At 41.5% G+C, this 23,783-nt stretch carries 16 protein-coding genes, 1 rRNA gene and 1 pseudogene; 6 read left to right on the forward strand and 12 right to left on the reverse strand.

Annotation, left to right across the window (positions count from 1 at the left end):
• Positions 1–101 precede the first annotated feature (101 nt).
• Both emrA and emrB read left to right on the forward strand, forming a co-directional pair.
• A complete protein-coding gene (emrA, locus tag Xenpb_RS03240; protein WP_255523010.1) occupies positions 102–1,286 on the forward strand; it encodes a multidrug efflux MFS transporter periplasmic adaptor subunit EmrA in 1,185 nt (394 codons plus the stop codon).
• Positions 1,287–1,296: 10 nt separating this feature from the next.
• On the forward strand, positions 1,297–2,838 hold the full coding sequence (gene emrB / locus Xenpb_RS03245; protein ID WP_187653060.1) for a multidrug efflux MFS transporter permease subunit EmrB: 1,542 nt from the start codon (positions 1,297–1,299) through the stop codon (positions 2,836–2,838).
• A gap of 316 nt (positions 2,839–3,154) precedes the next feature.
• On the opposite strand, the gene Xenpb_RS03250 is transcribed toward emrB, so the two are convergent.
• The 11 genes and pseudogenes from Xenpb_RS03250 to Xenpb_RS03300 form a co-directional block, all read right to left on the reverse strand.
• Positions 3,155–5,563 (reverse strand): GNAT family N-acetyltransferase, encoded by a 2,409-nt coding sequence (locus tag Xenpb_RS03250; protein ID WP_187653061.1) that lies wholly within the window; start codon positions 5,561–5,563, stop codon positions 3,155–3,157.
• Positions 5,563–6,876: a lysine N(6)-hydroxylase/L-ornithine N(5)-oxygenase family protein gene (locus Xenpb_RS03255; protein WP_187653062.1), complete on the reverse strand. Its 1,314-nt coding sequence runs from the start codon at positions 6,874–6,876 to the stop codon at positions 5,563–5,565. Before Xenpb_RS03255 ends, Xenpb_RS03250 begins: the two co-directional genes overlap by 1 nt.
• Before the next feature lie 202 nt (positions 6,877–7,078).
• A pseudogene (locus Xenpb_RS03260) lies at positions 7,079–7,299 on the reverse strand (decarboxylase); the annotation flags it as partial.
• A 208-nt stretch (positions 7,300–7,507) separates the two neighbouring features.
• Positions 7,508–8,275, reverse strand: a complete 768-nt coding sequence (gene fhuF, locus Xenpb_RS03265) for a siderophore-iron reductase FhuF (protein ID WP_187653063.1) — start codon at positions 8,273–8,275, stop codon at positions 7,508–7,510.
• A 23-nt stretch (positions 8,276–8,298) separates the two neighbouring features.
• Positions 8,299–9,114 (reverse strand): ABC transporter ATP-binding protein, encoded by an 816-nt coding sequence (locus tag Xenpb_RS03270; protein WP_187653064.1) that lies wholly within the window; start codon positions 9,112–9,114, stop codon positions 8,299–8,301.
• On the reverse strand, positions 9,114–10,160 hold the full coding sequence (locus tag Xenpb_RS03275; protein ID WP_187653088.1) for an iron chelate uptake ABC transporter family permease subunit: 1,047 nt from the start codon (positions 10,158–10,160) through the stop codon (positions 9,114–9,116). Before Xenpb_RS03275 ends, Xenpb_RS03270 begins: the two co-directional genes overlap by 1 nt.
• Positions 10,161–10,163: 3 nt before the next feature.
• Positions 10,164–11,174, reverse strand: coding sequence for an iron ABC transporter permease (locus tag Xenpb_RS03280; protein WP_187653065.1), 1,011 nt, complete (start codon positions 11,172–11,174; stop codon positions 10,164–10,166).
• Positions 11,161–12,177: an iron-siderophore ABC transporter substrate-binding protein gene (locus Xenpb_RS03285; RefSeq protein WP_187653066.1), complete on the reverse strand. Its 1,017-nt coding sequence runs from the start codon at positions 12,175–12,177 to the stop codon at positions 11,161–11,163. Before Xenpb_RS03285 ends, Xenpb_RS03280 begins: the two co-directional genes overlap by 14 nt.
• An 84-nt stretch (positions 12,178–12,261) precedes the next feature.
• Positions 12,262–14,517 carry a TonB-dependent siderophore receptor gene (locus Xenpb_RS03290; RefSeq protein WP_368666793.1) on the reverse strand — a complete coding sequence of 752 codons (2,256 nt, stop codon included), beginning with the start codon at positions 14,515–14,517 and terminating at the stop codon, positions 12,262–12,264.
• A 55-nt stretch (positions 14,518–14,572) separates the two neighbouring features.
• Positions 14,573–16,393 carry an IucA/IucC family siderophore biosynthesis protein gene (locus Xenpb_RS03295; protein WP_255523007.1) on the reverse strand — a complete coding sequence of 607 codons (1,821 nt, stop codon included), beginning with the start codon at positions 16,391–16,393 and terminating at the stop codon, positions 14,573–14,575.
• 492 nt (positions 16,394–16,885) lie between these two features.
• The gene (locus tag Xenpb_RS03300) at positions 16,886–17,923 is read right to left on the reverse strand and encodes a tRNA/rRNA methyltransferase (RefSeq protein WP_187653067.1); all 1,038 of its coding nucleotides are present in this window, start codon (positions 17,921–17,923) and stop codon (positions 16,886–16,888) included.
• Positions 17,924–18,056: 133 nt separating this feature from the next.
• Between Xenpb_RS03300 and Xenpb_RS03305 the strand changes: the two genes are divergently transcribed.
• The 4 genes from Xenpb_RS03305 (at position 18,057) to Xenpb_RS03320 (ending at position 23,526) form a co-directional block, all read left to right on the forward strand.
• Positions 18,057–18,743 (forward strand): tRNA-uridine aminocarboxypropyltransferase, encoded by a 687-nt coding sequence (locus Xenpb_RS03305; RefSeq protein WP_187653068.1) that lies wholly within the window; start codon positions 18,057–18,059, stop codon positions 18,741–18,743.
• 110 nt (positions 18,744–18,853) lie between these two features.
• Entirely contained in the window at positions 18,854–21,496 is a 2,643-nt protein-coding gene (locus Xenpb_RS03310) for a bifunctional acetate--CoA ligase family protein/GNAT family N-acetyltransferase (protein WP_187653069.1), read from the forward strand.
• A gap of 203 nt (positions 21,497–21,699) precedes the next feature.
• Positions 21,700–23,055 (forward strand): CDP-diacylglycerol--serine O-phosphatidyltransferase, encoded by a 1,356-nt coding sequence (pssA, locus tag Xenpb_RS03315; RefSeq protein WP_187653091.1) that lies wholly within the window; start codon positions 21,700–21,702, stop codon positions 23,053–23,055.
• Between the two features lie 117 nt (positions 23,056–23,172).
• Positions 23,173–23,526: a YfiM family lipoprotein gene (locus Xenpb_RS03320; protein WP_187653070.1), complete on the forward strand. Its 354-nt coding sequence runs from the start codon at positions 23,173–23,175 to the stop codon at positions 23,524–23,526.
• Between the two features lie 132 nt (positions 23,527–23,658).
• Here Xenpb_RS03320 and rrf read toward each other — a convergent pair.
• A 5S ribosomal RNA gene (gene rrf, locus Xenpb_RS03325) occupies positions 23,659–23,774 on the reverse strand.
• Positions 23,775–23,783: the final 9 nt, after the last annotated feature.

The following is a 23,783-nucleotide window of genomic DNA, read 5'->3' on the forward strand; positions in this document are numbered from 1 at the left end:
TAGTGTATAGACATTACTGGAGGCGTGTTTAGTGCAGTTATTACCACAGTAATATTAGCGAATAAAAAATACGGAGATTCTCTATGAGTGCTAGTGAGAACATGCAGCTCTCGCCGTCAAATCCAAAAACGAGCCAAAAAAGTAGTAATAAGAAACGGCAGCGCCGCAATATCATCACGTCACTGACGCTACTCTTCCTTATCCTTGGTGCCATTTATACCGTTTACTGGTTTCTCGTTTTACGTCATCACCAAGAAACTGATAATGCCTATGTAACGGGCAACCAAGTACAAATCATGTCGCAAATTACGGGGAGTGTTGTTACCGTTAATTCTGACAATACTGATTATGTAAAAAGTGGGCATGTTCTGGTACAGCTTGATTCCCGTGACGCTGAATTGGCCTTGAAAAAAGCTGAAAATGAATTGGCGAATACTGTTCGAATCACTCATCAACGCATGATCGACAGTAAAAAATATCAAGCAACCATTGAGTTGAAAAAAATTGCTCTCAAGAAAGCACAAAGTGACCTTAACCGGAGAGAAGTACTGGGTGCCAAGGAGATGATCGGCAAAGAAGAGTTGCAACATATGCGTGAAAATGTTTCAACTGCTCAAGCTGATCTGGATATTGCCATTGCGCAATACAAAAGCAATCAGGCAACTATTTTAGATACCCCATTGGAAAAACAACCTGCTGTTGAAAAAGCCGCGTCTGGTGTTCGTGACGCTTGGCTTGCTTTACAGAGAACCCAAATTGTCAGCCCTGTCGATGGCTATGTTGCACGTCGTAGCGTTCAAGTTGGCTCCCGCATTAATTCAGGGACACCATTAATGGCTATCATTCCTGCCAGCAACATGTGGGTTGAAGCCAATTTCAAAGAAACTCAGCTTGCAAATATGCGTATCGGGCAACCAGCCACAATCATCAGTGATTTCTATGGCAAAGATGTTGTTTATACAGGCAAAGTTGCAGGTATTGATATGGGAACCGGTAATGCCTTTTCTTTATTACCGGCACAAAACGCCAGCGGTAACTGGATTAAAGTGGTTCAACGTCTACCCGTCCGTATTGAGATTGATGCTGAACAATTAAAACAGCATCCCCTGCGCATTGGCTTATCAACAGCAGTCAACGTGGATACAGCAAACACCGATGGAACTACGTTGGCAACCACCGAACGCTCTCTTCCTGCCTATCACACAAATGCGTTGAAGATAGATATGGCTTCTGCCAACCAAATAGTTACTGACGTCATTAATAGTAACTCAGGAAACCCGATTTAAGGGGAGAGTCATGGGAAACAGAGAACCACTAACAGGTGCGAAACTTGCTCTTTTGACCATTTCACTGGCAATGGCAACTTTCATGCTTGTTCTCGACTCCACCATTGCCAACGTTGCCATACCAACGATTGCGGGTAACTTAGGGGCCTCAATCTCGCAGGGAACATGGGTCATCACTTCTTTTGGTGTCGCAAACGCTATTTCTATACCAATCACAGGGTGGCTGGCAAAGCGTTTTGGTGAAGTGAAACTGTTCCTCTGGGCTACTGCGATTTTTACGCTTTCATCTTGGCTATGTGGTATTTCCAATAGCCTCGGTATGCTAATTTTATTCCGTATTATTCAAGGGCTCGCAGCAGGACCGGTACTTCCTCTTTGCCAAAGTTTGTTACTCAATAATTACCCACCAGCTAAACGAAACATGGCCTTAGCGCTTTGGTCAGTAATGATAGTTGTTGCGCCTATTTGCGGCCCTATCTTAGGGGGATATATCAGTGACAACTACCAATGGGGATGGATTTTCTTCATTAACATCCCCCTTGGTATCGCTATTATCTTTGCGGTTATGCAAATATTACGCGGCCGGGAAACAGAAACTGCGATTAATCCAATTGATATTGTAGGATTATTTTTGCTGGTGATGGGTATAGGTTGCCTGCAAACCATGCTCGACCAAGGTAAAGAGCTTGACTGGTTTAATTCTACCGAAATTATAATCCTCACTCTTATTGCAGTGATTACACTGACGCTCTTAATTATATGGGAACTGACTGATGACCACCCGATTATTGATCTATCGCTGTTTAAGAGGCGCAATTTTTCTATTGGAACATTGAGCATCAGCCTTGGCTTCATGATGTATTTCGGTTCGATTGTCTTGCTGCCGCAATTATTGCAAGAAGTTTTTGGTTATACCGCAACATGGGCTGGCTTTGCGGCTGCGCCTGTCGGGTTATTGCCTCTGTTGCTTTCCCCAATTATTGGTAAATTTGGCCATAAAATAGATATGCGCTACATCGTGACATTCAGTTTCGTCACTTATACTGTTTGTTTCTATTGGCGGGCATATACATTTGAGTCAGGTATGGATTTTGCTACCGCGGCATGGCCTCAATTTTTTCAGGGACTTGCCATGGCATGTTTCTTCATGCCACTGACAACCATTACCTTATCAGGGCTTGCACCAGAGCAAATGGCTTCGGCTTCCAGCCTGTCAAATTTTACCCGTATATTGGCCGGTTCAATCGGGACATCCCTCACAACCACAATGTGGACACAGCGTGAATCAATACACCATTCAAACCTTACTGAATACATCAATCCATATAACCCGAACTATCAGCAAATTCATCACCAATTAAGTCAGTTAGGCATGAATGATACGCAGATTGCAGCTTATCTGGCAAAACAGATCACCCAACAAGGATTAATTATTTCTGCCAATGAAATCTTTTGGCTGTCAGCAGGCGTGTTCCTTATTTTGACATTATTGGTTTGGATGGCAAAACCGCCATTTTCTGCGGGGAGACAAGACCAAGGCGGAGCACATTAAAACTATTGATTAACTTTGATAGTAACGGGAGCATTCGCTCCCGTTATGAAAAATATTCATCATATCTTCAATTTATCCTCTTTCCGTCATACTGAAATTTCATTCCTATGGCAAAGTTCTCCATATGAATAGACCGTTTAAAGTAGATGAAATTGGTATATCTTGTTGAAAAATTTCGATATCAAAATAATTTTGTTCATAATTTATTCAATGAGATATTGATATAAAGATATGCCGAGGGGATAAAAGAAAATAAAAAACCTCACCTTTGTCAGTGAGGTTTAAACGTTTCAGATAGAAAATTTATAGCTGCTCACTAAAGAGTATCCACCAAGTGATTAGCAAATGAAGCAATTGGGTTAGCCAAATTATCCGCAAATTTAAAACTCTGAGCTGGGTCAGATAAATCGAGCATCTGACGGTTGTTAGCAATTTGCAGGCGGTTCAAACAACAGCGTTTAATTTCTGATGTAAACAGTTCATAACGTTCAAACTGTTGGCAAAATTCCGGATGCTGAGACTGGTAATCTAAAACACAATGCGCTACAGCTTGCCAGAATTTTTCTTGTGCATATTCTGCCTGCTCATGAAGGATTGCAGCCAAATAACGGAATACGCCATCGAATACATCGGACAAAATCGTTAACGTTTTCATCTCTTCTGGCATATCAACTTTCACCCGACTGGCTTTTTCCGGTAATTCCGCATCTAAGTCCATGACCAAAATTTCTTCTGCCAGATCTTTCATAAAAATATATTGTGGAACATGATCTTCCAGCACTATGATGATATTTTCGCCATGTGGCATAAACATCAGATCATAAGCATATAAACAATGGAGTAATGGCACGAAGTAGCAATTCAGATAATGATGTACCCACTCATCAACTCGCAATCCTGATGCAGCTATCAAGGCTGGTAAAAACGCCTTTCCATGTTGATCATGATGTAATAACGCTGCCATTGTCATCACATTTTGATTCGGCTCAATCAATTGTAATGGATTTTCTCTCCACAATGCCGCCATCATTTTCTTATAAGGTGTATCTCCCTGAATAGCCTGTTCGTAGTAGCTATTTCTGAACCCTATGCTGGCTACTTCCCGCAGAATCCGGAAACCACAGCCTTGCAAAACTTTATCTTTTTGTACCAAATCAAACAACCAATCATTAATACCAGGTGTTGTCGCCATGTAATAAGGCGATAAGCCCCGCATAAATCCCATATTAAGAATCGAGAGAGCCGTTTTAACATAATAACGCTGAGGATGACTACGATTAAACATCGTTCGTATTGATTGCTGAGCCTGATAAGCATCCGTTCCTTTACCTAAATACACAAGTTTCCGGTTGGCGATATCATGAGCAAATACAGAAGGCAATTTATTTTGCCATTGCCACGGATGAAAAGGCATGAACAGATATTCTTCTGGATTCAGCCCCAAAAGAATAAGCTGATGGTTAAATTTATCAATCTCAGATTGCCCCAATTCCTGTTCTAACAGTTGTTGGTAGCTGAGTTGTTCAATACAAGCAAAATGGGCTTTACTCTTATGTGCTGCCAACCACACTAAACGCATATCACAAGCTGATTCAGGACTAAAGTTTTTAAAGTCTTCTGCATCAAAGCCAATTCGCCCATTATTAGCAACAAAAATGGGATGCCCTTCCATCATTTCTGCCTCAATTGTCTGAAAATCGGCATTGACCAGCTCTTCCACTTTGATACCCGTACGGTGATACTTAAACGCACTACTATGCAATGTGCTGGTCAGTTCTTCCAGATAAGTCGGCATCACGTTATCAGTAATACCTAGTTGCTTTTTGAATTCAATAATAAAATGGATGAAATCCAGCTCAACCCAATCCCCATCCTGCATTTTCCGTAATGAGTCAGAGTCGATCAACCAGTGATCCAATGCCAGTCTACGAGCTCGAAAATAGTAGTTAACTGAGTACTCATGATTATCTAAGCGATAACTGTAATAACCTTCTTGATCCGTTTCTTCCGTCAATTGCTCTGGAAACAATAAGCATTCATGGGCAAATTCTGAAATGGCTTTCTTCAAATGCAGACGATTAACTTTCTGCCAAATAGCTGGATGTAAGTGGCTGACAAAACAATGATTCTGATTAGTCAATTCTGATAATATGTCTGTTTGTAATGCCATTTGATGCTGCTCCCTTGTACAAAATGCCAACCCGGCAGTTTTGTGTGGCAACTGTACTGTTCTTTCGTAAACAAAACCTGCCCGTAAGTTAAGACGATGAATTTTTTCATTACGTATGTCAGGTTCAACCACAATACGTTTGATTGCAGAATTACTGAAAATGAATGCAACCACTGTCTGAAAAATTCCCCAAGTGAATTGCCTAATTTTTTGTTCTGGCGGAGCAACCAGGATATGCATTCCCATATCATCAGGACGTGCTGGGTAATATTGCCCTATCAGATCCTCTTGCGCACGATAGCATTCCAACAAAAAAGCAGGTTGCCCCTGATATGCACCGATAAAGACGGAATCAGGCTGGCGAATAAGTAAGTCTTGGTAGAAATAGCTTACTTGCTGCTTAGTCTGACCTTGCATTCCCCAATAATAAGCATAATCTCGGTTAACCCAATCAGTAATAACCTCAATATCGTCTGCCAGAACTAACGGACGCAAGGAAAATGTACCCAACTCAGGAACTGTTTTTTCAAATGATACAGAGATAACAGTGGACATCAGATAACCTCTTCACTAACAACACCAAATTGTTGGAATGCAATACTTTTTTCTATCACATAATGTTCAGCTCCTGTGATTTCTTGGATCAAACGTGAATTACGATAGCTCGCCATTCCCAAATCGGGTGTCACAAAACCGTGGGTATGCAGTTCAACATTTTGCACAAAGATTTCATTGTTATGATCAATACTGTAATTTCGTTGAACGTCATAACGCCCTTGCTTATCCCAGCGGATAAGATGTTGTATGCCTTCGATAAAACTAGGTGTTTGATACTGATAACCAGTAGCAAGTACCACACCTTCCGTAGCCAGAGAAAATTCTGCTTCTTGCTCTTGCTGGAATAAATCCAACACCAGTTTCTTATCTGCGCCCTGTTCTTCTGTTATCTGGCGTACTTGTCGTAATTCGCTATTGGTGTACAACGCAACATCCAACTCCCCATTTAGTCGCTTGATATACATCAAATCAAAAATTTCATTGATGAGTGAATTGTTAATGCCTTTATAAAGCGATTTTTGCGTACGATTCAGTGCTTCACGCTTTTTTTCCGGCAAACCGTAGAAATAATCCACATATTCAGGTGACGTCATTTCTAATGTCAGCTTAGTATATTCAAGAGGAAAGAAACGTGGAGAACGTGTTACCCAATTGAGCTGATAGCTATAAATATCAATATCCTGAAGCAGATCGTAAAAAATTTCTGCCGCACTCTGTCCACTTCCTAATACAGTGATAGATTTCTTTTGCTGTAAAGCAGCCTTATTTTTTAAATAATTTCCTGATGTCACCATTTGTACAGTAAAAGGACGACAACATTTTGGGATATAAGAGGAAGGCCCTGTTCCAAGTACTAATTTTTTGCAGAAAAACTTATGCTTATCTCCCGTTAATGTGTCTATGCAATGCAAGGTATAAAGAGAAGATATAGCGTCATGACTGATATTCTCAACCCGTGTATTAAAACGCAGGTTGGATAACTGTTCGGCAGCCCACTGACAATATTGGTTGTATTCCTTGCGCATCAGGAAAAAACTTTCTCGAATATAGAACGAGTAGATACGCCCTTTTTGCTTGATATAATTAAGGAAGCTTAATGGATGAGTAGGAGATGCTAATGTTACTAAATCTGCCATAAAAGGTGTCTGCATGGTGGAGTTCTCCAGCATCATGCCCGGATGCCAATCAAAAGCAGGTTTCTGATCAATAAACAAACTGCTAATCTCTTGGATCGGTTGTACCAAACAGGCCAAACCCAGATTAAATGGGCCAATTCCAATAGCGATAAAATCATAAATCTTAGTTTTCATGGTTGTTCCTAATAAATGCTAAATACCACTGACTTGGGAAAGAACGATTATTGTTTTCTAGTAAGTTCATCATTGGAGAACGCAAGATCCGTCAATAACAGGTTTCCCTGCATAACGATCTCATCCACAATTTCTTGTAAATGCTGCTTATATTTGACGAAAACGGCACCGCAACTCACAGGTTGGAAAAAAAGATTTGTGGTAACTCCAATATTGCCGCTGCTTTCTGAGTACTAAAATAGCTGACTGATGAAGAGAATATACGCAATTTATGAAAATCAGCAGGTAAACCATATAGCTGATTTTATGCTCTATTAATGTACCATCAGCACTTTGATCCCAAGTATCTACTGACGAATGGATGACGCCAATTATTGTTTCTGCAATCACGGCTGGCAGTACAAGCGAGCAATTAAGGCAAGCTTTATCAGGCATAATATATCCTTAACTTTTATACTCTTTATTTTTCAAGCTCTGATTTTCCATCTGAAACTCGAAATATATTATATTTATATATAATTGCTCGACATTATTCTTTAAAATAACCAAATGCCTTCATTAATCCATAAAGGCCATTACATATCAACATCCATAATGATTTTTTATTTTATAATAAATGAAAAATTTCTATTTATGCAGTAGATTCAAGAGGACAATCGTGACAATTCCCTACTCCTGGTAGTTTATTTCTTTGGCAGCAACAACGACGCTGTATGGAACTGTTTTTCATAATCACTGTCCGATAAAGCGGGTTATCCCTGCCATCGGGCAGGGTTTGTTCAAAGAAAAGATTCTGTATTAGTGTATTATATTGTTCTTTATCGATCCTTTCTTTGAAATTATCTAAGTACCAGTGCATAACATAACCAATATTATTCCACAATAAACGTCCATTTATTCCTCGGTACGTTTCAATTTTTTCACACACAGGAATAATATGCCTATCCAACATAGAACGATAACGCTCCAATAAAGATATTGGTTCGTCCATCCACGTTAATTGATAATAAACGATATTTGGTCTACCTGTTTCATGAAACTCCACTTGAAACAGATTATAATCTGTATCAACAGCTCGAGGATATTCTAACAACATTAACATCATTGGTGGAACAACTAATCCAAAATACCATTGTGTCCATAAAGAATAAAGCCCTTTTTGATTTGGTTTTAAATTATTATTACTATAGTATGAATTTTGGTAACGATTTATCAATAGCAAGAATTCATCTTCACTAGACCATTGATAAAACCTCATACTTTCTTCTGGAATATTTTCTGCATTTATTTTTAATGATGAATTAAAATGGCTAAATGCACCATCAAATAAATCAATGATATCTTCAATGGATATTTCAGATGCCAAATTAATGGAGTCATGATTATTTTTACCGGTCATTTCATATTCTCCTATTATTCATTTTAAGCTATGGGCATATATTTAGGAATAATCAATGGCTTGTTAGATTCAGGATCGCGAATAATCCGGCATACTAAACCAAATACATCGGCAATATTTTGTACTGTTACAATTTCCTCAGGAACACCTTCTGCATAAACCTGACCATCTTTCATCATAATCAGACGCGAGGCGTAGCGCAGAGCAAGGTTAATATCATGTAAAACCAATACCAGTGTTCTACCTTGCCGATGCAAGCGCTGACAAAGATCAAGCAGTTCAATCTGGTGAGAAATATCCAAATAAGTTGTTGGTTCATCTAACAAAATAATGGGTGTCTGCTGGGCTAGTGTCATAGCAAACCAAGCACGCTGACGCTGTCCACCTGACAGTTCACTCACCAATTTATGTGATATGTCCCATAAATCCACCGCCTTCAAAGCTTCATTGACCACTCGCTCATCTTCTGCCGACCATTGGCGTAAGAAAGATTGATAGGGATAACGCCCACGAGAAACAAGCTCATAAATTGTCAGTGCTTCAGTAACGACAGCACCTTGTGTCAGCAAAGATAACTCACGAGCAACTGATTTAGGCTTATGATGGTGAATATTGGTTCCATCCAGCAAGACTTCCCCACGTTGGGGCGGCATACTGCGGCTGATAGCCCGCAGCAGTGTTGATTTTCCACATCCGTTCGGACCAATGATGACACTAAATTCACCATCATGAATGGCAAGGTTAACACCATTGATTATGGTTCTTTTACCGTATGCCAGTGAAAGATCATGGGCTTTCAGCCGTGAAGCTATCTCTGGGGAATGGGCATCCGATGACATTATCGTGTTCTCCTTAATTCGGCATACAGTAAATACATCAAATAGACTCCACCCACCACAGCCGTAATCACCCCCACTGGTAGACGGGCTGAGGTCGGTAATATCAAAGTCATTAAATCAGAAGCCAGCATTAGCAACGCGCCCACCAATGCAGTACAAAACAGTGCAATACCCTTATGTTGTACCAAACGTCGGGCAATTTGCGGGGCAGACAAAGCAATGAATGCAACTGGTCCTACGACCAATACTGACATGGTGGCAAAAGTCACGGCTAATAATATGCTGACAACCCGAATAAGACGCACAGGGACACCAAGAGTATTAGCCAGATCATCTCCAAAATGGGTGTAATTTAATTGCCTGCCTAACCAAAACAAAGCAGGAATGAAAATCACCATGCCGCTAATCAGCGCAACATTTTGCCAATTTTGACTGGCAAGGCTACCTCTCAATAATGATTTCAGTTGTTGAGCCTGTTCAAGCCGGATATTCGAAGAGGCAAAATCGACAAATGCTGTACACAATGCAGCAATCGCAATTCCCGAAATAATGATCTTGTTAACCGACATATTTCCGATTCCCGCGCCATTACCGAGATAAACCAATAAGACAGCAAGCATAGCTCCCAATAGTGCACCCAATGGAACAGGCAATACATCGGGCCAAATAACCATTGCCATTATAATCCCCACAGCCGCTCCGCCATTAACGCCAATGATATCCGGGCTGCCAAGTGCATTGCGGGTTGTGAACTGAAAAAGGGAACCGGAAAGTGCCAATGTCATACCCGCACCAATTGCCACTAACGCTCTTGGTAAGCGGATATTTATAAGAATAAATTCCTGATAAGGCGTTTCTATCAACAGAAAAGGATTATCAATCCCTTCCCTGCCTATCGCTAAGGTCAGGTAAAAGAACACCACAATGAGCAGTAAAACAGAAAAAACTACCCTGCTCACTTGCCATGAAGGTGCAAGCAAAACGGCGCTTCCCAGTTTAAATGTTTTCGTTTTTGATTGCTTAATTGGCGAATGTATCAGTGTCATCATTTATTCCGCCATCATTTTTGGAGAGCGACTTTTCGCAACCAGATAAAGTAGAGGTGCACCGATGCTCGCCGTAATAATGCCAACCATGATTTCTTCTGGCGCTATCAGTAATCGAGCAACAACATCCGATATCAGAAGCAAGCAAGAACCCGCAAGCAGGCAATAAGGTAATAACCAGCGGAAATCACTACCCACCAATGCTCGCATTAAATGAGGAGCAGCCAGACCAACAAACGCAATAGGACCGGCCATTGCTGTCGCAGCGGCAGCCAACATCGTGGCGCTTAACAAAGATAATATTCGGGTTCTGGCAACATTAGCACCCAATGAGCCTGCTATTCCTTCACCAAAAACCATCACATTTAAGGAAGAACTCAAAGAAAGCGTTAATATCACTGCCACCAGCAAATAAGGGATCAACAAACTGGCTTCACTGAATGACATGGAACTTAATGAACCAATCGACCAAAAACGATAACTATCCAACACCTGTGGATTTAGCAAGATGACACCTTGTACCACTGCAAACAAACAGATATTAATAGCGGCTCCAGTCAAAACCAGTCGGGCAGGATTGGTATTACGTGATCCGCCACTAAGCAGGTAAAACAAAAGCGTAGACAGACTTGCGCCAATAAACGCTGTCCAGAATCGGGGCATTCCGTCTAAAACTGGGATGAAAGAGAAACATACCACTGTAGCTGCGGCCCCCGCATTTACGCCCAATAAACCGGGATCGCCCAGTGGATTGCGTAGTAATCCTTGTGTTACTGCTCCTGCTAATGCCAGCGCTGCACCAGCCATTAAACCAATCAGTGTACGCGGTTCACGAGCATTGATAACCAAATCATAATAACTTCCACTATCTCCCAACCAATAATGGTGCCAAGCTGCTGAAAGGGGCAATGATTTTGAACCTAAGCTTAAGCTGGCAGCTATACAAAGGCAGGTCAGCATGCCCATGAATACTAACCCCAAAATAAGGGCGATTCGCCGTTTAGGGTTTATCATGTTTTGCTATCTCCTGCTTTAACAACGGCATAAATTTTGGTAATCCCCAGCGTAAGCTAAGCGGTGAACCATAAGACATGGACATCACAATTGATTGATCGATCAGCGGAATATATCCCCCTCGGTTAACTGCACGAATGGAGCGGAATAGGGGTTGAGCTTCTGTTTCCTGACGCTCTTTTTCACTGGTATACCATGTAACCAAAATATCTGCTCCATTAAGCAAGTCAGCGTTCTCCAGACCGATATTGGCAGCAAAATTGCCAAAAGGCGCAGTTAAAGAGTTGGCCAACGGAAGCAGGGATAAACCAAGGTGCACCAACGTATCAACACGTGGATCGTTTTTGACATAAATCGACAAAGTGTTGCCGGTTGTTCCTGCTTTAATATAGGCAAAACGGTAACCAGCAATATTGGGGATACTATTTCCTGATTGAATTAACAGGGTATCCAGTTCAGTAACAAGCCTTTTACCCTGTTCTGTTTTATTCAATGCTCGTGCCACCAGCTCAATTTGTTGTCGTGGTGTCGTCTGCCACGGTTTTTCTGGATAAGCAATTACCGGGACAAAATGGGATAAGTGATCGTAATTTTCCCGCGTAATACCTGACTGTGTTGCCAGAACCAAATCCGGTTTCAAGGTAATGATCTTTTCGACGTCTAATTCTGGGTACATTTCAATAACGACAGGCAATTCTGCACTACGACGCTCTATCTCCTCCCTGAACCACGGTAAATAACCTTCTGCATCTCCTCCCCAGCGATGAGATTCAATGCCAACAGGAATCATGTCCAAATCCAGTAGAATATCTTCCGTACCTGTTCCCAACGCCACAATCCGTTGCGGCGGCTGGTTAATCACCGCCGTACCTAGCGCAGTGGTGATTGTTTTAGGATAACCGACAGCATCCGTCGGCAACTTGCTTGAAGTTACTGGTTTGTCACAACCTACCAGCAATATCAAGAGCATGGCGACCAGCATCTTGCAACGTATCAAAACCATTGCCTATTACCTTCTACTGCTTGTTGCCCAAATGGATAAAAATACATAGCCGCCGCCCGTGACTTAGTTATGAACGTAATTTAGTTAGAACTTGTAACGCAGTGTCGCTTCAACATTACGTGGTGCACCGTAATAATATTGGGTATAGCTCCCAAACGAGGTGTAGTATTTCTTGTCGAATAAGTTATTCAGATTCACTGTCAGAGAAAGATCTGGCGTGAATTGATAACGTCCCATTAAATTAACCGTGGCAAAACTACCTTGACCATCTTGACGTACTTTTCCATCAGGCCCGGTAAGGTCACGCCATGTTTTTCCCTGCCAATTAATACCACCACCCAGCGTTAAATCATTCATCACACCAGATAAAGTGTAAGTCGTGAACAATTTAAATAAACGGTTTGGATCTTCGGTATTGGTACGCTTACCACCTGGCATTGTCGCGCGGAATTGGGTATAACCTGCATAAATACGCCAATTATCCGTAATCTGACCACTGACTTCGGCTTCAAAGCCTCGGGTTTTTACTCCATTGGTTGCATAATAAACTCTGGCATTTTTTGGAATTTCGGGAGCTTTCGGTTTTCCAGAATTATCATCAACTGTGTAATTATTTTGTCGGATTTCGAAAAGTGCTAATGAATAATCAAGTCCATTATCCAAGGCAACACCTTTCAGACCGAGCTCATAGTTTTCACCGGAGACGGGTTTAAGGAGCTGGTTATTACGGTCAATACGGCTTTCTGGATCAAAAATTTTGGTATAACTGCCATAAACTGAAAAATCCGGCGTTACGTTATAAACCAATCCACCATACGGTACGAATTGATCGCTATAACTGGCATTTTGCGATGTACCAAAATTATCACCACGAGTTTTCCAACTGGTGACACGCCCACCAAGGATCAAGGTAACCGGATCAGCTAAAGAAAATTGTGTAACAGCATAACCTGCGGTTTGTTCAATATAACCATGAGATCCCGTTGTTCTCTGTTGGCTCCATGTTGGCTCGGCATAGCCCCATGAGGAGCGAGTAAAATCGCCTAAGTAATTACAATTATTTCTTTTTCCTGTATTAGCTTGATCGTTTTCATTTGGATTTTTCTCAAGCATACAAGTGGCATAATAGTAATCATTCTGGAAATTTTGTTTCTGGTAGTTCAACCCAAAGCTGGCGTGATGCGTGCGCCCTAATAACCTATAATTACCATTTGCCTGTAAATCAAAATTACGCTGGCGACGAGATCCGTCAATCAACGTCATATTACCCGGATACATCCCTTCATTCGTTGCACGCTCAGGGAAACCGGTCGCCCATAATACTTTTTGATCAAGCGTGTTATTGTCATAAGTAAAGGTACCTTTCACACTCCAGCCATTATCAAATTTGTGTTGCAAGCTGGTAAAGGTCGAAAATGAACGAACTTTGGAGAAGGCCCAATCAGGCGCATAACTGTTACTACGTTTGTAATCAGTTTTACTGCCATCTTTAAAATAAATCGGCAAACCACCAAACATTCCACCGCGGGTATGGTTGATTTGATAATCAGCGCCAATGCTCAGCAAAGTATTTTCTGTTAGATCCGCTTCAAGAATGCCGTAAAAAGGATATTTCTCATGTTTATCACGATCAATAAACGAATTGGAGCGCTCATAAGCAGTAACAAAACGCCCTCTGACAGTTCCGTTTTCATTTAATGGGCCAGACAGATCCAAGCCTGTCCGCCATTTATCCCAGGAACCACCACCCAAGGTCGCTTCACCACGAAAATCATTGGTTGGGCGTTTACGGATTACATTAACTGCCGCTGAAGGTGTACCCGGCCCTACCATCAGTCCTGCCGCACCGCGCACCACTTCAAGCCGATCAATAATGGCGGTATCCAGCAAGTTATCACCATAGTTAAAACGGATGTCGTAAAAAGTAGGTACACCATCACGCAACATATTTCTGACCGTCATTCCTCTTGAAGAAAAGGTAAAACGATCACTATCAGCCTGATGAACTGTCATGCCTGTGATGCTATCAATAGCACTCTTAACGCTATCCAAATTTTCATCCACCATGCGCTGTTTAGTCATAACACTGACGCTTTGTGGTGTTTCACGTGCAGACAAATTCAGACCTGTCGATGTAACCATTGATGACGTGTTATACATGCCCGTATCTTCCGTGACACCTTCATGTTCTACCGATGCAGCCGTTACAACAATCCTATCTTCCTTCCTTTGTGCTTCTTCTGCCATAGCTACACTATTTCCCGCCAAAATGAGCGGGATCATCAGAGAAAGCACGGTTCTTTTGGTTAAATAATTTGGTTGCAAAATTGGATTAATCACTCTGTTCATCCCGTTACCAAAATAATTTGTTGTTATGTTCACTTTGATGTTTCCATCACTCGTCTGTCTCAACAGCAACAGAATATTTCTCGCGTAAAGCATGAAGTGGGTTCACTAACGTTCCAGCAAATTTCAGATTTTTCTCGCGATCATCAAGATCTATCATCTGTTGGTTATTCGACATTTGTAGACGATTTAAACAAGTACGCACAAAATCAGGCTTAAATAGATCAAATTTGCGAAATTTCTCTATCTGATGCGGATGTTGTGATTGATACCTGTGAACACAATGGGCGACCAATTCCCAAAAACGTAGTTCCGACAATGCAAGATGTTTTTGCAACAGCGGGATCAAATAGCGGAAAAAGCAGTCAAATATATCGAGGAAGATGTAGTTTATTTTCATTTCATCCTTGATAACGACATGCAAGAAATTAATCTCTTCAGGTAGCTTAAGCTCACCATTTAAGATGGCAATTTCTTCACCAATATCTTTCATCAGCATTTTTACTGGTGCATTGTTTTCCAATACCAACATCAGATTTTCGCCATGTGGCATAAAAACCAGATCATAGGTGAAGAAAGAACGCAATAATGGAGAAAGATACGCATCCAGATAACGTGATACCCAATCTTCAACTATTAAGCCCGAATCTTGTATCAAAGCAGCGACTACCGAATTACCTTCTCGATCAACGTGTAATAATGAAGCCATTGTCATTAAGCGTTGATTCTCTTTCAAAATCGTCATTGGGCTTTCACGCCACAATGCAGATAGCATTTTTTTATGTGGATTATCTTTCTTAATAGCTGCTTCAAAGTAGTGGTTGAAATAACCTATCGCTGCCCGCTCTCGCAATATGGTGAATCCCTTTTCCTGAAAGAAATCATCTGCTTCTACCAAGTTGCTAAGCCATTCATTAACTTGTGGAGTAGTCACCATACTATGCGGATCTAATCCACGCATAAATCCCATGTTGAGAACTGACAACGCAGTCTTCACATAGTTTTTCTTAGGCTGGCTGATATTAAAAAATGTACGAATAGATTGTTGGGCCAAATAGCGATCATGACCTTTACCGAGATAAACAATTTCCTGTTTAGCAATATCCGCAGCAAAACTAATGGCGATACGGTGTTTCCATTGCCAAGGATGTAAAGGCATCAGATAATAATCTAACAAATTCAATCCTAATGACTGCATTTGTCGCTCAAACTGAGCAGGCAAGTATTTTTCTAATTCCTCTGCAATTAACTGTGAATAAGAAAGCGAGGATAGTGAAGAGAAAACCGTTTTATTTCGATGTACCGCAACCCAAATTAATGTCACTGGATGGGCACTTTCTGGTGCAAAATCTAAATAGTCATCGGCATCAAAACCAATGCGACCATTATTAGCAATAAATACCGGATGCCCTTCACTCATTGATGTTTCCACCGTCTGATAATCCGCTTGAGTTAAATCCTGTGCAGTCAGCCGATTGTTTTCATATTTAAAGGCATGCCCATAGAGCGTACTGGATATTTCATCAAGGTAAATTGGCAGCAATTTATCAGAAATATCCAATAATGGCTGCAACTCAATAATCAATTCAATAGCATCTAAAGGTTGCAATTGATCATGACAAAGTTTAGTTATCGATGCAGCATCAATATCCAAATGATCAAGCTGATAGGGCTGTGCTTGAAAATGATACTGAAATTTATCTATTTCAACAGAATAAAATTGCTCTTTGCCATGATGTACTGGCTTGATGAGTTTTTCATGGCAAAGTTCACGCAATATTTTCGCTACAAGATGTTGGTTGGCGTGTAACCAATTTTCCCTAGTTAAATGGGAGGTCTGATGACCCTGATGAGTATTCAACAAACACATTTAATAAAGCCCTTCATTCATATCCTGCATACTCCTGTTTCCAAAACATGGTCTGACAGAGTGATACATCTTTATATAAATTCCTGGATATCACTATCCAACTAGTGGGTATTAATTCTGGCTCACGAACTCTATGGTATTTCTTTTTTAATTCATGGAATGATAATTAAAATCATTACCATTAACAACCCTAAAAAGTAAGATATTTAGAGAAATTAGCTACCCTATTTAATAGAGCGGCCTAATAATATGGATAAACCATAAATAACATAAATTTTATGTGGGTTATTAAAAACTAGGGGTAATAAGACGTAGTTAATAATTTAGTTAAAAAATAATTAAATATGTTTTTATTTAGTTTTATAGAGCATTCACTATCACAGGAATAAAAACAGATTCAACAAATTAATGGGTAAAATAAAGGCCCCGACTAAATAGTCAGGGCCTCATTAATAAAGAAGAGTAAACTATTCCCTTCTACTTTCAACTAAATTAAACCTTATTCTGACGCCACCATTCCGCCAGCATAATGCCTGTTGCAACAGAAACATTTAGGCTTTCTACCCGACCAGTACCACCGATAGAAAGACGAATGTCACCATCTTCCCAAGTACTGTCGCTTAACCCATCACTTTCCTGCCCTAATACCAAAACCATTTTTTCTGGCAATGTTGCTTGTGCCAGTGTTGTGCTTCCTTTATGGCTTGATGTGGTCACAATGGAGTAGCCTTCGTCACGGAATTTATTCAGCGTAGCTGTGAAACCATCAGCATCAATGCCTTTGATATGCTCAGCACCACCTTCTGCTGTACGGACAGCCGCACCTGATTCCAACATCGCTGTATCCTGCAAGATTACGCCCTGCACACCAAAATGTGCGCAACTACGCATGATTGCACCAAGGTTATGTGGATTACCTACATTTTCCAATGCCAACACACAATCTTTTGCTGGTGCTTGCTGCAAATAGGTTTCTGCATCTATCCCATTGCGTTTCTTGATCAAAAAGCAAACGCCACCATGATGCTCCGTACCTGATGCTTTAGTCAGTTCCTCATCGTCAACCACATGGTAAGCTTTGCGATTTGCTGCCATCCATTTAAGGGCATCGCGAAAACGTGGGGTGATTGATTGAACAAACCAAGCCCGAACAATTGCATCAGGGCGGTTCTGGAACATTGCCTGACAAGCATTTTCCCCATAGATACGGGTTTCTTCCAAACGCTGGCGGCGGAGCTGTTCAGGATCGATATAACTTTTACCACTGATACCACTATGTTCTGGTTTAAGTGGTTCTCCCTCTGGACGAGAAACGGTTCTCCAAGGAGAACGTTCGTCTGAACGCGTAGGGCGTTCATTATCACGACGGCGGTCACTTTGCTCACGCCCTTTACCAAACGGACGTTTATTGTTTTTACGGTTGTCCCCATTCTTACGACGATCGTTGTCTTTACGATTATCGTTATTGTCCTCGTTACGGACATACATCACTTTGACTTTACCGCTCTTACCACTATAGGAATCGTTCATTTATTTCTCCAACTGCGCTATGGCGCGAAGATTACCCGATGTGCGCGCCCGAAGCTACCTCTGGCAACGACAATCCATTAAAATATCCGCTAATTTTTACTGGTTTTATCCACGAACATGTTTGAGTTCTTAAATGAGAAATAACAACGCCGTTTATCAGCTTCGCCAACACCGCCTTGCCCGTTCTACCCGTCCGTTTCAGGCTAGGGGTTGCCGAGTACAACGTTGCTTGCATTGTTTATTGCCCCAAAAAAACTGCCTGTGTGAAATGGTCTCACCCGCAAACGCGGAGAGCCGCTTCTGTCTCATCATGTTTGATACTGAGCCTATGAAACCCAGCAATACTGGAAAGTTAATTGCAGATATACTGCCCGATACACACGCTTTTCTCTGGTCCAGAACCGAACCCGATCAACAAATGCTTGAGGTGTTGGACGATCCAACCCGGCAGCCCTATTTGATATTCCCAGACAGCTATGCCACGCCTCCTCGTACTGTGTATCAGCAGCTTCCTGATAACCAGAAACCACCGCTGTTCATTATATTGGATGGTACTTGGCCTGAGGCAAGGAAAATGTTTCGCAAGAGCTCATATTTGGATGATATTCCCCTGCTGTCTATTAACAATATTGCCAAAATGGACTATTTACTGCGAGTTCCGTCCAGACAAGAACAGCATTGTACTGCCGAAGTTGCAGCCGCTGCACTAGAATTGGCCGGGGATATTGAAGCCTCACACTCGTTACTCGGCCATTTCAATCATTTTCGTGAACAATATCTGGCTGGGAAATCTAATCGTCCGGGGAGTCAATCACAGTAATTCTTGACAATCCCCGCTAAAGTAACTGATGGTGGCTAAAGTTATTCATGGTAACTGTTTAATCTATAGTGATTGTTTATTGATGTAATAACTCATGAGGAATCCCAGAAATGAGCCAGCGCGGACTTGAAGCATTATTACGCCCCAGATCTATTGCTGTTATTGGTGCTTCTGAAAAACAAGAAAAAGCCAGCTCAATGTTAATGCGGAATTTACTGATGGGCGGTTTTACGGGCCCCATTCTGCCCGTAACACCAAACAAGCATGCTGTCCTGGGTGTATTGGCCTATCCTTCTATCGATAAGCTACCCTTGCTCCCCGATCTTGCTGTCATTTGCACCCATCACAGCCGCAATCTATCGTTGCTGGAACAACTGGCTCAATACGGATGCAAAACCGTTATTATTCTATCCTCGCCACCATCGCAGTTTAACGAACTAAAGCAATATAGCCAGAAATATCATATCCGCATTCTGGGACCGAATAGCCTCGGCATTCTGGCGCCCTGGATAGGACTGAATGCCAGTTTTTCCCCTATTCCTATCCTGAAAGGTAAATTGGCTTTCATCTCGCAATCAGCAGCAATATCAAATACGATCCTCGACTGGGCTCATCATCGCAATATCGGTTTTTCATATTTTATTGCTCTTGGAGATAGTGTTGATATTGATATTGATGATCTACTCGACTTCCTAGCCAGAGACAGCAAGACGAGTGCCATTTTGTTACATCTCGAACATATCAGTGATGCCCGGCGTTTTCTTTCTGCCTCTCGAAGCGCTTCACGCAATAAACCCATTCTGGTTGTAAAAAGCAGTCGCACACGAAAAGCTCAGCAATTACTGGGGGAACAACAGAATTTCGATGCTGCCTATGATGCTGCTATTCAGCGTGCCGGTTTACTGCGTGTACAAGATACGCATGAAATGTTTTCTGCTGTGGAAACATTAAGTTTTATGCGACCACTGCGCGGAGAGCGCTTGTTAATCGTCAGTAATGGAGCTGCACCTGCTGCGATGGCGCTAGATGAGTTACTCAGGAGAACCGGAAAACTCGCCGTGTTAAATGAAGAAACGATCAGTGAATTATCCAGCATACTTCCCGAAACGCTTCTTCTACGCAATCCCTTAGATATCGGTGATGATTCCTCTACCGAGCAATATATTGCTGTACTTAAGCTGCTTTTAGATAACCATGACTATGATGCCTTACTGTTAATTCATTCTCCTTGTGCGATATCTCACAGCCAATCTACGGCGGTCAGAGTCATCCAAACAATTAAGGAACATCCGCGCGGAAAATGGCCCACCATTTTCACTAATTGGTGCGGAGAATATTCTTCACTAGAAGCTCGACGTCTATTTAGTGAGGCAGGACTTCCAACGTATCGCACACCAGAAGGCGCAATTACAGCATTTATGCATATGGTGGAATATCAACGAAATCAAAAACAACTCAAAGAGACACCCTCCCTGCCAATTGGCATTACATCGAATACAGCTCGTGCTCATGAGTGCATACAACAGGCTCTTGAAAATGGAAATATCCGATTAGATACTCATGAAGTACAACCTATTCTTGAAGCCTATGGCTTAAATACCTTACCGACCTGGATAGCCCATAACAGTGATGATGCGGTCAATATTGCTGAAAAAATTGGCTATCCCGTTGCACTGAAGCTCCGATCTCCAGATATTCCGCACAAGTCTGAAGTTCAAGGGGTTATGCTTTATTTGCGTAATTCCTATGAAGTCAAAACAGCAGCACAGGCTATTATTGAGCGTGTCAAACAAAACTTCCCACAAGCCAGAATTCACGGTTTGTTAGTACAAAGCATGGCTAACCGAGCTGGCGCACAAGAATTGAGAATCTCTATTGAGCAAGACGAAATATTTGGCCCTTTAATCATGCTGGGAGAAGGGGGCATTGATTGGATTGATGAAACACAAGCTGCCGTTGCCCTTCCTCCCCTGAATATGGCGTTAGCCCGTTATCTGGTCATTCAAGCAATTAAGGGAGGCAAAATAAAATCAGGGGGATCATTATTGCCGCTGGATATCCCTTTACTCAGTCAATTGTTGGTTAGGGTATCCAATCTCCTGATCGATTGTCCGCAAATTGCTCGCATGAACATTCACCCGCTACTTGTATCGGGTAATGAACTCACTCTATTGGATGTAACGATGGAATTAACTCCGGTAGCAGGCGATCCTCGCAAGAGACTTGCTATTCGCCCTTATCCCAATGAGCTGGAAGAAATTATCTCTATAAAAGACAATCTTGAATGTCTGCTGCGCCCAATTTTGCCGGAAGATGAACCTCTGCTGAAAACGTTTATCGACCAAGTGACAAAAGAAGATCTTTATTACCGTTATTTCAGTGAAATCAGCGAGTTCACTCATGACGATCTCGCCAACATGACCCAAATTGACTATGATCGGGAAATGGCATTTGTCGCGATACGTCACCCTACGACGGCACCTGAAATTATCGGTGTTGCCCGTGCTATGGCCGATCCCGATAATATCGAAGCAGAATTTGCGATATTAGTGCGATCAGATCTCAAGGGAATTACGTTAGGCTATCAGCTCATGACTAAGCTGATTCATTACACAAGAGAACACGGTATTCAAGTTTTGAATGCGATTACTATGCCGGAAAACCGTAATATGATTCAACTTGCCAAGAAGCTTGGATTTGCTATTGATATCCAGTTGGAGGATGGCATTGTTAATCTTGTCCTAAAACTCTAAAGTGTGATTTAAGCGTGTATCTAATGAAGATGGAGAAAAACCTCACTTCGTGATGAATCGCACAGACTTAAAGCAATCAGCTCAGGAACGTTAATTCATACTAACAATGAGCCAAACTAATGGTATCATCGCCAGATCATTTTGATTCATACACCTTATGATGGAACATATTCCGTCTAAACTAAGAGAAAAAACGCACTGTGATGTTGTCCAAATTTAAACAAGCAAAACACCAACAACACCTTGCGCAACTGCCTAAACTACCGCAGTCAGTTGCTGACATAGAAACACTTTATCAATCTAAAGTGTTCCTCAGCACCTTACTGGAACACATAGCGAACGCCCAAAAGCATATTTATATCGCGGCATTATATTTAGAAAACGATGATGCTGGGCGGGATATTCTGACTGCTTTGTATGTTGCCAAACAAAAACGCCCTGAACTGGACATTAAAATCCTAGTTGACTGGCATCGTGCTCAACGTGGTCGCATTGGCGTAGAAGCAGCGGCAACAAACGCAGATTGGTACTGTTCCATGGCTGAAGGCTATCCTGAGGTCAACATTCCCATTCTGGGTGTTCCTGTGAACACACGTGAGGCATTGGGTGTGTTACACCTGAAAGGCTTTATTTTTGATGATACAGTCATTTATAGCGGAGCCAGCATTAATGATGTTTATCTACATCGCCATGAAAAATACCGTTATGACCGTTATCACTTGCTGCACAATGCAAAACTTGCAGCAATCATGAAGCAATTTCTCGATGATAGTATGCTCAGCGCTGAAGCCGTAAGAAATTTGGCTTGTCACAATCGTCCTCGTAGTCTTGAAATTAAAAATTTGATCCGCCAATTCCGTGCTTCATTACGAGATTCTGAATATCAATTCGAAAATCAAGCTTCAAATGAAGAATTGGCAGTGACACCTCTTGTTGGTTTAGGTAAAAAGAACCAACTGAATAAAACGATCTGCCATCTGATGGCCTGTACTGAAAAAAAGTTGGTGATTTGTACACCTTATTTCAATTTACCAGCAGTTTTGGTACGGGCAATATCGCGACTACTTCGCCAAGGAAAACAAGTTGAGATCATCATTGGAGACAAAACAGCCAATGATTTTTATATCCCACCAGAAGAACCGTTTAAGATCATCGGGGCATTGCCTTACCTGTATGAAATAAACTTGCGTCGCTTTACGAGTCGGTTACAAAAATTTATCGATAGCCAGCAATTAACCATTCGGTTATGGAAAGATCAAGATAATACTTATCACTTAAAAGGTATCTGGGTTGATAACAAGTGGCAGTTGATTACTGGTAATAATCTCAATCCTCGAGCTTGGGGTTTGGATCTGGAAAATGCCATTCTTATCCACGATCCTCACCAAGAAATGCAAGAACAACGTTCTATGGAGCTGGATTGCATTCGCACCCACACAAAAATTATCAGCAATTATCAGGAACTGGAGAATATCCAGCTCTATCCTGTTAAAGTTCGTAAGTTGATACGCCGTCTACGACGCATTCGAGTTGATCGATTAATCAGCAGGATACTGTAATATAGATAAATAATTATCAGTTTTTGAATCCCCTCTCGTTATTGCGAGAGGGGATTTTTGTATCTTATTTATCAATAAGCTAAGATTTTAAAAAAATAAATCATGGCTTAAATTAAGATGAAGAAAACTGTCATCACCCTCATAAAAAATATATTAATAATCTCACCTCTCCTATTAAATATATCTTGCTCTAATATGCGTCAAGCCAATGATAATTGGATTGGCAAAGATAAAGCGCAACATTTTCTATTTTCTGCGGTTGTATCAGCCGCCGGAAACGCATATGGAGATCGTCAACATTGGGGACATCGTGAAAGTACTCGATTTGGTATGTTACTCTCAATCAGTCTTGGTGCAGCAAAAGAACTCTATGATAGCCGTCCATCTGGAACGGGCTGGAGTTGGCACGATATGGCTTATGATGTAGCTGGCGCTATAGCGGGCTATAGCTTGTATCAATCTATGAAGTGATTTTTGGACTCTATGATTTTTTTGCGTTCTGTAATTTTTAAATCACTATCGTCTTTAAGGCGATATTTTTTTAATAATCCCCAAATGCAAAAAAGCCATCCGGTTAAGGATGGCTTCTCTGGCTAATTGAATGTCTGGCAGTGTCCTACTCTCACATGGGGAGACCCCACACTACCATCGGCGCTACGGCGTTTCACTGCTGAGTTCGGCATGGGGTCAGGTGGGACCACCGCGCTGTTGCCGCCAGACAAATTCTG

Origin of the sequence: Xenorhabdus sp. PB62.4, assembly GCF_014467285.1 — a bacterium.
Taxonomy (GTDB): domain Bacteria; phylum Pseudomonadota; class Gammaproteobacteria; order Enterobacterales; family Enterobacteriaceae; genus Xenorhabdus.